Source organism: Pseudoclavibacter sp. VKM Ac-2888, from assembly GCF_015351285.1.
Lineage (GTDB): Bacteria > Actinomycetota > Actinomycetes > Actinomycetales > Microbacteriaceae > Pseudoclavibacter.
The window spans coordinates 1,100,347-1,112,504 of sequence record NZ_JADKSM010000001.1; the positions used below are offsets into that span (position 1 = coordinate 1,100,347).

Here is a 12,158-nt window from a genome sequence, read left to right on the forward strand (position 1 = left end):
CGACCCGAGCTAGGCGGCGTCGGCCTCTCCGCGCTTGCGCCAGCGGATGCCGGCGGCGATGAAGGCGTCGATGTCGCCGTCGAAGACCTTGTCGGTGTTGCCGGTCTCGTGCTGGCTGCGGAGGTCCTTCACCATCTTGTAGGGGGCGAGGACGTAGGACCGCATCTGGTCTCCCCAGCTGGCGGTGATGTTGCCGGCGAGCTCCTTCTTCTGTGCGTTCTCCTCCTCGCGGCGGAGCAGGAGGAGGCGCGACTGGAGCACGCGGAGCGCGGCGGCGCGGTTCTGGATCTGGCTCTTCTCGTTCTGGCAGCTCACGACGATGCCGGTCGGCAGGTGCGTGATGCGCACGGCGGAGTCGGTCGTGTTGACGGACTGGCCACCGGGGCCGGACGAGCGGAACACATCCACGCGCATGTCGTTGTCCGGGATCTCGATCGACTCGGTCTGCTCGATGAGCGGCACCACCTCGACGGCGGCGAAGCTCGTCTCTCGGCTGCCTGCGGAGTTGAAGGGGCTCATGCGCACGAGGCGATGCGTGCCGGCCTCGACGGAGAGCGTGCCGAAGGCGTACGGGCTGTCGATCTCGATGGTGGCCGACTTGATGCCCGCCTGCTCTGCGTAGCTCGTGTCGAGGACGGAGACCTTGTAGCTGTGCTGCTCAGCCCAGCGGAGGTACATGCGAAGCAGCATCTCTGCGAAGTCGGAGGCGTCGACGCCGCCGGCGCCGGCGCGGATGGTGATGACGGCCGGGCGGGGGTCGAACTCGCCGTCGAGGAGGGTCTGCACTTCGAGGTTGCCGATGACCTTGGTGATCGACTTGAGCTCGGCTCGGGCTTCCTCAGCCGTGTCCTCGTCTTCCATCTCGACGGCCATCTGCGCGAGCACTTCGAGGTCGTCGAGGCGCTGCTCGATCTCGTCGAGACGCTTGAGGTCGGACTGGGCGTGGCTGAGGGCGGAGGTGACCTTCTGCGCGTTGTCCGTGTCGTTCCAGAGGTCGGGGACGGACGCTTCGGCCTCGAGCTCCACCACCTTCGCGCGGAGCTTGTCGGGGTTGAGCACGGCGCTGATGTCTCCGAAGGTGCTGCGCAGGGCAGTGATCTCCGAGGCGAGGTCAAGGTTGATCATGATCCCCCAAGACTAGCCGTCGGGGCTGGGCGGTGCTGGCCGGCGCGCATCGTGTCAGCTCAGCACGACTCTTGCGTCGCTGGAGACGGTGATCCGAAGTCCTGTCGGGAGGAGCGCGTGGGCGAGGGGTGGCGACCATGCGCCGGTGATGACGATGTGCGCGGTGACACCGTCGGGTGCAGTCGCGGAGTCCAGCGTGATGCTGTCGGCGCGCGCCGCGGAGAGGTCCTCGAGGGTCGCGAGGGCGCGGTCTTCCACGCGCGTCTGGCTGAGGACCGGTTGGAGTTCCCCGTCGCTGAAGACCACGTCGGCGGCGGAGAAGCTCTCGGAGGCGGAGAGCGCGACGGCGTCGGCGATCGTGAGGAGGCGCTTGCGCTCGATGGACAGCGAAGTGGCCGCGACGAGCACGTAGGCCGCGGTGAGCCCGATCATGAGGAAGACGAGGATGAGCGGGAGCACGCTGCCGCGCTCCCCGCGCGTCCATCGCAGGCCCGCTCGTGCTCGCGCGCGCATCCCGCTCACGTGGACAGGCCGAAGCGCGTGACGGCGAACGAGGAGGTCGCGCTCGTGGGGACCGAGATCGGCGTCGCCGAGTCGGTGAGGCTGGATGCGAACGGCAGCGGTACGGCGATCGTGACGGTGACCGCGAGCACCGAGCCGGGGGCGGTGCAGCTGGGGTCCGGGCCGCGGCACTCCACCGTCTGCTCGACGAGCTTCGCGTCGAATCCGTGGTCGGCGGTCGCAAGTGCGATCGTGGCCTCCGCAAGGGCCTGGGTGTCGGCTGCGGCGGGGTCCGCTGCGAGCAGTCTCGCCGCGTTGCGTGCCGCAGACTCGGCGGCGATGCTCGCACCCTGGAGCGAGGACAGCGTCAGCATGAGGTAGGCGAGCGGCACGATGAGCAGCGTGCCGAGCGTCAGGAATTCGAGGGAGGCCGAGCCCCGATCGTCACTCAGTCTCGAGCGTCTCGGTCGGCGCATGTCCGGTCACCTCCAGCGCGTCGGGGAGGCCGATCAGGCCGATCAGCGGCAGTGGTGAGCGCACGGTGACCGCGATGGTCGGTGATCCGTCGGTCTCGGTTGCCGTGGCCGTCACGTCCTGGGCGTAGCCGGCACCGATGGCGACCGTGATGAGGTCTGCCGCTCGGGTCTCCCCCGCTTCCAGGCCGCCTCCGAAGAGCCCGGCGTGCCTCGCGCCTTCCCCCGCGGCGTCCAGGAGCGTCGTGCGAACGTGCAGGGCGAAGCCCACCTGCAGGACGGTGAGCGTGAGGAGGAGGAGCATCGCCGACACCATGACCCATTCGGCGACTGCCGAACCGGTCTCGTCGCGCATCACGCCGCGTGGGTGGGGGCGGCTAGTTGAAGTCACTGACGCGGGTGATGGCGTTCTGGAAGACGTCGACGAGGAGGTCGCCGGCGACGGTCCAGAGGAGGATCACCAAACCGGCAGACATGATCGTCAGTGGTGCCTAAACCCTCCTACGAGGCGAGCTCGTTCCGCACCCGCTGCGAAGCGCTCTCCATGCGCTCGATGCGGCGCCGCTCCTTCGTGCCCGCCCTCGCATCGGCAGCGCGCTTGTGCCATGCAGCCAGACGCGGGAACTCCGCGATCGCCTCCGGCTTCGCGAGCACCACCGCGAGCGCTCGGTAGTACGAGGTTGGGGTGAGGCCGAGATCCAGCGCGCGGATACCGGCCTGCTTGTGGGCAGTGTGCCTGAGGTTCGCCGCCTCGAACTCGAGGACCCGGCGCTCTGTGTCGGTGAGCATGCCCCCACGCTACGACGAGCCACCGACATTGCGCGGGGAGGCGACTGTCGGTGGCCTGTGCGAGCATCCACGGCATGAACGAACCAGCCGTGCAGGTCACCGCCGAACTCGCCCTCGAGTCGCTGGCAATGCAGTGCGAGACGGTCCGCGAGCGGGTCGACTCGAAGTGGACGAAACGCATCGTCTGCTGGCGCCCTGTAGCCACGAGACCCGTCGACGGCATGTCCTGGCTCCTGTGGGGCGAGACGCCGCCACTGCAGGACGTCGACGGTGAGCTCGTACCGGCGCCAGCCACCGTCGACGGCGCCACGTACGAGCCGATCCTGCTCGAACCGCTCGAGGTGTTCGACGGCTGGCTCGAGATGCTGCAATGGGTGACCGAGGGCGGCGTGCGCGCCGAGGTGCGGCACGCCCTCGAGGTCGGAACCATGAGCGAGAAGGAATGGGCGATCTCCCACGGCAACGCGCAAATCCGCGGCACCATCACGCTTGAAGGCGACGCCCTCAGTGCGCAGCGCCTCACCTCCGAGCTCTCGGTCGCGCTGCTCCACATGGCCCAGCGAGCCACCCGCAAAAAAGGGTGGTGAACGCACGAAACCGCCCCCTCCCGCGAAGCGTCGTCCCGGGTGTCCGGGATCGCTTCAGCGAGAGGGGGCGTAGTCGTGCTCAAGGTCAGGCTGCGTGGCGACCCGTGCCAATGCGCTGCACAGCATCGCTGGTGCCGGTCGGCTTCCAGAAGCCGTAGTGCGTCGCGACCGCGATGACGAATGTGGGCAGGAAGAGGAACAGCCCCTGACCGACGTCGTACGCGGTGCCCGTCTGCGCGGCGTTCAGGATCTCCAGGAGCAGCGACGACACGAGGGCGAGGCCCGCGAGCAAGATCGACTTCGTGCCGGCGTGCGTCGCCTTCGTTGTGATGATGCCGACGACCACCGGAATGAGGACGCTCGTGGCGAGCTGCAGGAACAGTACCCACGAGAAGGTGAAGCTCAGCTGCGGAGCATCACCAGCAGCGACGACCGAGTCCGCGGCCGCGAGCGGCGCCAGCGCGATCGTCAGCAGGTAGAGCAGCGCGAAGGCCGCGAGCGCGAAGATGACGCGAGAGCGGCGGGTGGGGCGCGCTGCTGGTTCTGGGATGAGGCTCATGAGTTCTCCTTGGATGGGTTGAAGATGCCCCGGTTGCCGCGCATGAGCGCGTCTTCGAGGGCGGTGAGCGCGATGCTCTTGTCGCGGCCGGCGGGCACCAGGCGCTCGACGGCGGCGGCCGCGTGGACGACGGCCACGCGCAGCTCCTTCGACGCGGCCTTCTGCTCGTCGGTGGGAGGGCCTGCCGACACGGACGTCGGGAAGCGCTCTTCGATGGATGGGGATGCGTGGGACATGCGGTTACTCCTTCGAGAGTGGGCCCATATGCAGGGCCGAGGATGGGTAGGGCGGGATGTCTGAGGCAGGCACTCCGGCGTCGATCGCGATGCGCCGCACCTCCGACGCGTGCTCTTGAGAGATGCGGCGCGCGGTGCGCTCCTGGTCGCGGGCATGCTCGACACGGTCGAGAGCGGCCTCGGCGAGCGTGACCTTCGCTTCGGCGGCCTTGACCTGCTCGTGAGCTCGGTCGATCTCTCCCCGAAGAGCGGCATCCTTGCCGGTTAAGCGCGCCCAAATGCGCTTCCCGAACGCGAGGCCCGTGGAGGATGCGAGGAACGCGAAGATGCCCGCGACGATTGCCTTGGTGAGTTCAGTGTCCACTCGGCGCCTTCCGCCTGTGCCCGCGCGGGGCGTACGTGTGCTTGCGGATCGCGACCCAGCGGAACCAGTACGCAGACAGGGCAATGAAAATCACCGACAGCTGCGTGAGCCGAGACGCACCGGGCGGCGCTGAGGCGTGGAGACTACCGACGACGAACGCGTACACGAGGAGCCCGCCGACGGCAGCGATGGAGAGTGCGATCTTCTCGAGCCACATGTGCGGAGTGAACATCGTGCCGAGCCCAATGAGCCCGCCACCGATCATGCACGCCGCCCAGATCGTCGCGAGCGTCGACCCGATCGCCCCCTCGATAGTCGTCGGTGGGAAGGCGTACGTGACGACGCCCATGACGACCGTCGCCACGTACGCGAACAGCACGGGCTGCCATGTCGCGTCCGGGTCGGTGAGCACCTGCCAGACGCGGAGCACGTGGCGACGAGTCATCTCGGTCAGTCGATCTTCACGCCGAGCTTGGCGCCGATCTGGCGCAGGACTTCGACGATGCGATCCCGGACGATGTACGTACCGTTCGCCTTCCGCGCCGTCTCGGAAAGACGCGTGATCTGCGCCGACGGCATGGGCAGTGGCTCGGTGAATCCGGGGCCAGTGATGCCGCTGCGACGGTTGGCATCGGCGATGTCCTTGAGCTCGTCGGGGCCGATCCAGACGGCACCGCCGTCGAACGCGAAGACCTTGCCATCCTTGGTGTCGTTCTGCTGGTAGATACGCATTGTGTCCTCCCGGACGTGTAGGGGTGTTGATGGGGTTGCGGGCTTCGCCGGGGTGACGACGCCCTGGACGAACTTGATCCACGGGCCGAGATCCACCGAGGACGGGACAGTGCCGAGCGGCTCGCAATGCCAGCTCTCCGACGCGACGTTGAAGACGAGACCGACGAGCGCGCAGCCCTCAGCGCGAAGGCGCATGTCGCGGGCGGTCGGCGCGTTCGAGTCCCACGCGCGGCCTCGGTTGTGAGCGGAAGCGTTCGAGCCGTCCGGGCGCGGGATGATCGCCGACGGCGTCTCCCCGCGGTCCATGCGCCCGACCTGGAACCACTGGGTGGACATGCCGAGGGATGTCTTGCTGGCACTGGTCACGAACCGGTCGGGGCGTTCCGAGCCGGTTGGCCGGAAGCCCTCGCTGTGGCGCACGGACCCGCCTTGGCTGTCCACATACCAGACAGCCACCGCCACGCGGGCGGCCATGTCGAGTTCGAACAGTGCCGATGTGTCCTTCGCCTTGACGCCGTTCTCGACATGCTCGCCACAGCCCCAGACGCGGTACATGGGCTTGCCACCAACGAGTTCGAGGCCCATCAGATGATCCCCGCAGCGACGAGACGCTTAAGGTCTGGGCCGTCCACGGATTCCGGGGGCACGTTGTTGGACGCGCCCTCGAGGCGGCGGCGCCATCCGGCGACCATGTTCGCGAGGTCGACGCCGTACTGCCGCGCACCGTTGTAGGCACGGCCTGCCTCGACGATGTCGCCGGTGCCGCGCAGGTGTGAGGCGAAGATGCGAAGACCGAACCGGATATTGTCCTCCGCGAGCCAGAGCTTGAAGCCCTCGCGTTCGGCCTGGGGGAAGTAGCCGGGGTAGGTGATCTGCGCTGGGCCGACGCCGTTGCTGGTCTCGCCGTTCGCGACGCGCCTCGCGAAGTCGCGAAAGTTCTGCTCGGTCACTCGGTTGTCGGCGGGCTTGCCGAGGCCGATGCTCGAGAACACGCCACCTCGGTCGTGCCCGTAGATGTTCGCGCCATTCGATTCCTTCTGGATGATCGCGGCCGCGATCGCGACCTCGAGACCGACGGCCTTCGCCGCACGCACAATCGCCGCGGCGTTCTGCACCCCCTGGCCGGAGATGACTTCGACTGCTGTCGACATGGTGTGCCTCCTATGGGCATGAGAAAAGCCCCGCGCGGGTGCGCTAGGCGAGTGAGCGGTGCATAATGAGGCCACCCCGAAGTCAGGAGCTGCCGTGCTGCCGATCCACCGTCTGCTCCGATGGTTCATCGCGAGGCGCAACCGGCCCGAGGTGTGCGAGCACTGCGACAAGACGCTGGCCAGCAAGCGCGACCTGTGCACCCTCGAGTGTCAGCAAGCCTTCATGGACTCTCGCGCCTGGTAGGAGCGCCTACTTCAGGCTCGCCATCCAAGCAGCGACTGGTTGGGCCATGAGGATGTGCCCCTGATCATTCGGGTGGATACCGTCATCAGTGAGCGGCCCCTGGTCGACTCGGAACTTTCCACTGTTCCGAGCGGATTCGAGGTTATCGGCGATCTCGACGATGCCCTCCAGCGGGTGACCGGCCTGCCCCACACGGATCGAGCCTGAGCTCCCCGTCGATGCCGGGGTTCCACCGGAGATCGGGGCACCGTCTCGGAGCCAGTTGTTCCACGCGGGATGCACCACCGAGCGCGGGTCGAGGGTCTGACCAGCGAGCGTCGTCCACCCGTCCGTCGTCGACGTGTACGGCGTGGTCGTTGACTGCCACAGGCGAATGCCCCGGTTCACGGCCTTCACCTTGTTCCAGAACGCCAACGCATTGACGCGCGGCCCTCCCGGAACGGAAGCGTTCATCTCGTTCGTACCGATCTCGCAGAGCAGATGCACGAGCCCCGGGAAGCCGTTGTAGCGGGTGAAGACATCGTCGCTGACGTTGAAGCCCTCTCCCCCTCGACCGTAGAGGCGGCTCGGGACGTTCGCCGTCATGGCAGCACGCTCGAAGAACCCGCCGCTCATCGCGCCGATGCTCGCCCCCCAGAGGTGGTCACCAGTCGCCATCGCGATCGAGTCGCCGACCACGCCGAAGGAGACTTGCGTGGTCGGTGCGACGATCTCGAGCGGCAGAATCGGATACGTGCCGTACGACGGCGTCACCGTGCCGCCGTGCGCGAAGTTCACTCCCGCGGCGAACGCCTCGCCGCGTGGCTGCGAGAGCACCTCGTGCGCGGGGCCAGCGAACTGCCCCCCGGATGGGACCTGCATCGTCGTCCGCACGTAGAAGTCGCCCGCCGGGATGGTGAGATCCACGGCGTCACTGCGGACGTGCTTCTGGTATTGGATTGTCGCGTTCGTGAGGCCGCCGAAGAGCGCAGGCTTGAGCGTGCCGTCGAGCAGCTCGATGCCGGCCGTGACCGTCATGTCGTTCGAGACCGCCGCATTCGCGTAGCCGAGTCGCGCCCCGGTGATCTGCTGCGGCGCGGTGTGCCGAGTTCGGAAGGACACGAGCGTCGCGCCCCCGAAACCGCGAGGCTCGGTAGGAACCTTAGTTCTGATCGCCGCCTGCCTTAGCGGGGCCACGGGCGGACCGCTCGTCGGGCCGACCCATGCGCCGTTGATCGACACCTTCGGATTGGCCGGCACCCACGCTGATCCGTTGTGCACATTCCAGGTCACGCGAGCCCCGCAGCCTGCGCGTGGGCGAGCGCATCAGCTGGAGTCAACGCCTTGTCGTAGTACGCGGCGCCAGCGATCGTCACGTCGATGCCTGAGTTCGTGCCGTTGTAGCCGATGCCGAGCTCGTTGATGGAGACGTTCGTGGAGTTCACGACCGGCGCACCGACCTGCTGCCCGTTCGCAAACAGGCTGAGGTTTCCGCCGTTCTTGATCGCCATCATGTGCACGCGCTGTCCAACGACGGAGCCATCGGCGAGCACCGTTCCGCCGCCGTTGGCAATCGGGCGCGCGTTGAACAGTCCGACAGACAGTCCGGCTGCCGTGCTGCCGAACACTCGCCCCTGCCCCGACGTCACCGAGGGGACCGTCACGATGGCCTCGACGGTTGCCACGGTCCTTGCGGGCTTGGAGATGCCCGTGATGGTGACGCGCCCAGATGTTGAGGCCGTGATCTTCGCCGCTCGGACGCCGTCGCCGATGCCAGCAACGCCGAGTTGCACGCCCCCGGAGACGGCAACCGTCACCGCATCCGCGCCGAGATTGCGCGGAGCGGTCGTCCCCGCGACATCGTCGAGTGGGAGGTACACGGACGGGCCCGAAGCGAGGACAGCGTTCTTGTAGGCGTCCGAGGGGGCCGGCGTCGAACCCAGCCACGTGTAGGACCACTCGGAGGTGCCGTAGAGCACGAACGCCGATCCTGCGACGGCCCTGATCGTCACCGTGCGCGCATCGGAGACTGTGTAGGTGCCCGCCGCCTGAGTCGTGCCGTTCACCCGGTAGAAGACGCCCGACTGCGTCGGGATGGTGTAGCTCGTGATCGTGAACGTAGGGGCAGTCGGCGTGATGACGGTCTTCCCCTCAGAGGTGTCGATCCACACGACCGGCACGCCGTTGCGGGTGGTCTCCGTCGGTGCCACTGGCTGGGCAACAATCACAGCGCCGACCACGCCTGCAGCTCGCGCCGAGAACTGCGTGTCGAGCTGATTGACCTTCGTTACCTGGGCGTCGAATATGGTCTGCTGCTCGGCGTTGAGGCCACCCGTCAACCCCTGGATGCCGCGAACGTTGCCAACCACCTTGCCGACTTCGACGACGGCGCCGTTGACGACGCGGTCGATGACGAGGTTGTCGCCGACGATCCGATGGTTGATTGCCCCCGGGCCGAGGAGGTTCGCGAGGATGGGTCCGACAGTCATGCGAGCTCCTTAGTAGACAGGGCGAAGATCGCCCGTGATGGGGTGCAGCCACCAGCCTTTGAACCCGGCGGGCGGGGCGGTATCAGCTATCCACGTGGAAGACGGGGACATGTCCGCGTTGGGGAATGTGCCGAGTGACCCACCGGTGACCGGGACGCGAATCTCGACAGCGAGCACCTCCATCCACTGGAAGTTCCCGTCCGTATCGAAGATGCGGAAGCGAGGCGTGTAGTAGAGATCGTCGACCGCGTCGGTGGGATCGAGGTCGCCTGACCAGTTCTGGCCGAGGAGGACCATCTGGCGCGGCTTCCGCGACACGAGGCGAGCCCCGATGCGGTAGCTCCTAGAGGGCACCATCTCCAGCACGGGTCGCATGCTTGCAGGGAAGGCGCTGCCGCCGATGTCTGTGAGTGTGCCGTTGACTGCTACCACTGCGGTGGCCTCCTATGCTCCGTCGTTGAATGGGGGGCCACCGGGGCCACCGCCGTTGCGCGCCCACGATTCGAGTCTGCTGATCTTCAGCCCGATCATGTTGACGTCCGAGATGAGCGCGTTAATCGAGGCTTGGAAGTTGCTATTCGCGGTGCCCTGGCTCCCGACCGCCCCCTGAAGCGAAGAGATCGCTCCCTGAGCGCCCGACAACCCGGACTGGACGCCCGCCATCTGTGATTGCAGGGTGCCGATCTGCCCCGAGAATGCCGTCGCGTAGCCGCTCAGCACACCGATGCTGCCTGCCTGTGAGGAAAGTTCCGTACCGTGAGCGGACAACGTCGAACCGTGAGAGGCGAGCGTCGCCGCGTGCAGGTTCTTCTGCTCGTTCAGGTAGTTGATGCTGCCGAGCTGCGACGCGAGATCCGTCGTGTGCGTGGCCAGATTCGCCTTGTGGATCGCCGCGACCGCAGCAGCCGAGGTCACCGAACCGTCGTACTGGTAGCCAAGGCCGACCGTCTCACCGATCATCCCGACCGTGCCGACGAGGGCACCGTCCTTGATGATCTTGATGCCGCCCTCTTGGATTACGACGCTCCGGAGATCCTTGTTCCAGAGGGTCCAGAGCATCTCCCACGCTTTGTCCCACGTGTTCTGCGTGATGTACGCCTGAGCGGGCACAGAGCCTCCTAGCTGGGGAGCGGGGTCGCGTCGACGTCGACGAAGTCGGAGCCGGTTCGATACCTCACGCCGTTCACGTACCAGGTCGACAGCGGTGGCAGGCCCCGCGACTTCGCGGTGCGCAACACGAGGCGCGCCCCGGGGTCGAGGATCGGGTCGGTGCCGTCCCTGCGCAGCCGCACGCGGATCGGCAGGGACTGGGCCGGGTACTGGTGGGCGGTGAGGTAGGACAGGCCACGTTGGAACGCGAGAGGTTCGTTAGTCGCGTCGTCGGTGAGGACGTCGTCGAGGAAAAACCCGTCGTACCCTCCGCCGTTGTCGGCGAGGTCGCCCTCGACGATCTGCGCGATGAGTTTCCCCTCGCCGATCCCGTCCGCCTGCACGAGGACGCCCGTGGTCTGGTCCTCGCCGTCGCGTTCGAAGTCGCCAACCGATACGGGACAGTCGTGGGCGTCGAGGTCGAAGTCGAACGTCCCCTGATTAAGGAGCGGCGCTCCGATGCGGCGGTCGAAGAGGATCAGGCCCGGCTCGTCCCACGTCGGCTTGAGGTGCCAGTTTGGTCCCGCCGGCATTCGCTCGTAGCGCGTGAGCACGTGCTCGAGCTTCTGTGCCTTCGCGCGCTCGAGCACGTCCGAGAACCCGCCCCACTCGAACACGCCAGGAGTGAGGCGCAGGTCCCAACGCTCACGGCCGCGGTTCGCGCCGAGGTCGATCATGTGTGACACCGCGTGCCTGAGCGACACGTTGTTGAGCGTCACCGTCGACATCGGGGTGCCGTACTCGCCGATGTAGTGCGGGAGGCGCTTCGCGAAGTTGCTGCGCACCTCTTTGCACTGCACAACGTAGGACTCGATGTCTTCCACCCAGCGGGACTTCTTGATGAGCCCCACATACTCGATGCGCGACTCGGTGCCCTGCACCACGAAGCGTGAGTTCGGGGTGGTGAGGTCAAGGCCCTGCTCGTACGTGAAGTTCATGGCCGTGCGGCCGATGGGGAGCGTGAACGTGCCCGCGCCGACCTTCGAGAACGACTCCTCCGCGTTGCCCCCGTCGAGGGGGAACACTTCCTGCATGACCCGGTGCGTGGACGCGCGAGCGATCCAATGGCGTTCGTGGCCCACCCGTCACCCCCTGGCTAGTACGAGTCGGCGTACGTGATCGTCGCGGACGCGGAGCCCACGCCTGGATACTCGAGGCGCAGCTTCGACACCGTCGCTCGGGGAATCTGGAACGGGGAACCCGAGTGGACGGCGCCCCAGCGCACGGCCCCTCCCCAGCGCACCTGAGCGCGCTTGAAGTCGAGCGTGTGCGGAGAGGTGAGCGCCGCCCCGATGCGCCAATACCCGAGGGTCTCGTCGGTCGCGCTGAGTAACCGAATCGCATACCCGTTGGGCGTGGATGCGGCCGGAGTGACGACCATCGACGGCCACGCCGGCAGGGTTCCCGCGTTGTCGAGCTCCACCGTCTGACCGACAGGCACTGGCACGTTGCGGTGCTCGGCGCCGTAGCGGACCGCGTCAGAGACGAGGAACGACATGAGGACGTTCGCGCGCGGCTGGTAGTGCAACTGGTCGAACTCGACCTCGTCGAGCACCGCATCCACCCATCGCTGCTCGCCGGGCTTGTCGACGATGACGCGGCACTCCTCGCCAGAAGCGAGGAACGCTGTCACCCGCTCGTCGAGCCCATCGAGCTCGAACTGGGTCGCCATCGTCGCGGGGCCTTCGATGGTGATCTTCTGCCCCTCGCGGGAGCGACGCCCGAGGAAGTCGCCGTGCTGGAACGGGCGGGGCGTTGAATCCCCGCGCATTCGACGGCG

At 67.1% G+C, this 12,158-nt stretch carries 18 protein-coding genes; 1 reads left to right on the top strand and 17 read right to left on the bottom strand.

What is annotated here, in order from left to right:
* Window positions 1-9: 9 nt before the first annotated feature.
* From prfB to ITJ61_RS05305, 5 genes are all read right to left on the bottom strand, one after another.
* Entirely contained in the window at window positions 10-1,125 is a 1,116-nt protein-coding gene (gene prfB, locus ITJ61_RS05285) for a peptide chain release factor 2 (protein ID WP_104241542.1), read from the bottom strand.
* Window positions 1,126-1,179: 54 nt separating this feature from the next.
* Window positions 1,180-1,638: a hypothetical protein gene (locus tag ITJ61_RS05290; RefSeq protein ID WP_104298593.1), complete on the bottom strand. Its 459-nt coding sequence runs from the start codon at window positions 1,636-1,638 to the stop codon at window positions 1,180-1,182.
* Between the two features lie 5 nt (window positions 1,639-1,643).
* Window positions 1,644-2,102 carry a pilus assembly protein TadE gene (locus ITJ61_RS05295; RefSeq protein ID WP_104241544.1) on the bottom strand — a complete coding sequence of 153 codons (459 nt, stop codon included), beginning with the start codon at window positions 2,100-2,102 and terminating at the stop codon, window positions 1,644-1,646.
* On the bottom strand, window positions 2,071-2,454 hold the full coding sequence (locus ITJ61_RS05300) for a TadE/TadG family type IV pilus assembly protein (protein ID WP_104298591.1): 384 nt from the start codon (window positions 2,452-2,454) through the stop codon (window positions 2,071-2,073). Before ITJ61_RS05300 ends, ITJ61_RS05295 begins: the two co-directional genes overlap by 32 nt.
* Before the next feature lie 146 nt (window positions 2,455-2,600).
* Complete coding sequence (locus ITJ61_RS05305; RefSeq protein ID WP_194685683.1) at window positions 2,601-2,888, bottom strand: DUF3263 domain-containing protein; 288 nt, start codon at window positions 2,886-2,888, stop codon at window positions 2,601-2,603.
* Window positions 2,889-2,962: 74 nt separating this feature from the next.
* On the opposite strand from ITJ61_RS05305, the gene ITJ61_RS05310 reads away from it, so the two are divergent.
* Complete coding sequence (locus tag ITJ61_RS05310) at window positions 2,963-3,475, top strand: hypothetical protein (protein ID WP_194685684.1); 513 nt, start codon at window positions 2,963-2,965, stop codon at window positions 3,473-3,475.
* Between the two features lie 85 nt (window positions 3,476-3,560).
* On the opposite strand, the gene ITJ61_RS05315 is transcribed toward ITJ61_RS05310, so the two are convergent.
* The 12 genes from ITJ61_RS05315 to ITJ61_RS05370 form a co-directional block, all read right to left on the bottom strand.
* Window positions 3,561-4,034, bottom strand: a complete 474-nt coding sequence (locus tag ITJ61_RS05315; RefSeq protein ID WP_194685685.1) for a hypothetical protein — start codon at window positions 4,032-4,034, stop codon at window positions 3,561-3,563.
* Window positions 4,031-4,270, bottom strand: a complete 240-nt coding sequence (locus ITJ61_RS05320; protein ID WP_194685686.1) for a hypothetical protein — start codon at window positions 4,268-4,270, stop codon at window positions 4,031-4,033. Before ITJ61_RS05320 ends, ITJ61_RS05315 begins: the two co-directional genes overlap by 4 nt.
* A gap of 4 nt (window positions 4,271-4,274) precedes the next feature.
* The gene (locus ITJ61_RS05325; RefSeq protein ID WP_194685687.1) at window positions 4,275-4,634 is read right to left on the bottom strand and encodes a hypothetical protein; all 360 of its coding nucleotides are present in this window, start codon (window positions 4,632-4,634) and stop codon (window positions 4,275-4,277) included.
* The gene (locus tag ITJ61_RS05330; protein ID WP_194685688.1) at window positions 4,624-5,079 is read right to left on the bottom strand and encodes a hypothetical protein; all 456 of its coding nucleotides are present in this window, start codon (window positions 5,077-5,079) and stop codon (window positions 4,624-4,626) included. Before ITJ61_RS05330 ends, ITJ61_RS05325 begins: the two co-directional genes overlap by 11 nt.
* 5 nt (window positions 5,080-5,084) lie before the next feature.
* Window positions 5,085-5,951, bottom strand: a complete 867-nt coding sequence (locus ITJ61_RS05335; protein ID WP_194685689.1) for a hypothetical protein — start codon at window positions 5,949-5,951, stop codon at window positions 5,085-5,087.
* The gene (locus tag ITJ61_RS05340; RefSeq protein WP_194685690.1) at window positions 5,951-6,517 is read right to left on the bottom strand and encodes a hypothetical protein; all 567 of its coding nucleotides are present in this window, start codon (window positions 6,515-6,517) and stop codon (window positions 5,951-5,953) included. Before ITJ61_RS05340 ends, ITJ61_RS05335 begins: the two co-directional genes overlap by 1 nt.
* 250 nt (window positions 6,518-6,767) lie before the next feature.
* Complete coding sequence (locus tag ITJ61_RS05345; protein ID WP_194685691.1) at window positions 6,768-7,862, bottom strand: hypothetical protein; 1,095 nt, start codon at window positions 7,860-7,862, stop codon at window positions 6,768-6,770.
* A 167-nt stretch (window positions 7,863-8,029) separates the two neighbouring features.
* Window positions 8,030-9,229 (bottom strand): hypothetical protein, encoded by a 1,200-nt coding sequence (locus ITJ61_RS05350; RefSeq protein ID WP_194685692.1) that lies wholly within the window; start codon window positions 9,227-9,229, stop codon window positions 8,030-8,032.
* A gap of 9 nt (window positions 9,230-9,238) precedes the next feature.
* A complete protein-coding gene (locus tag ITJ61_RS05355; RefSeq protein WP_194685693.1) occupies window positions 9,239-9,604 on the bottom strand; it encodes a hypothetical protein in 366 nt (121 codons plus the stop codon).
* A 69-nt stretch (window positions 9,605-9,673) separates the two neighbouring features.
* Complete coding sequence (locus tag ITJ61_RS05360) at window positions 9,674-10,288, bottom strand: hypothetical protein (protein ID WP_194685694.1); 615 nt, start codon at window positions 10,286-10,288, stop codon at window positions 9,674-9,676.
* A 59-nt stretch (window positions 10,289-10,347) separates the two neighbouring features.
* Complete coding sequence (locus ITJ61_RS05365; RefSeq protein WP_194685695.1) at window positions 10,348-11,412, bottom strand: hypothetical protein; 1,065 nt, start codon at window positions 11,410-11,412, stop codon at window positions 10,348-10,350.
* 62 nt (window positions 11,413-11,474) lie between these two features.
* Entirely contained in the window at window positions 11,475-12,149 is a 675-nt protein-coding gene (locus ITJ61_RS05370) for a hypothetical protein (RefSeq protein ID WP_194685696.1), read from the bottom strand.
* Window positions 12,150-12,158: the final 9 nt, after the last annotated feature.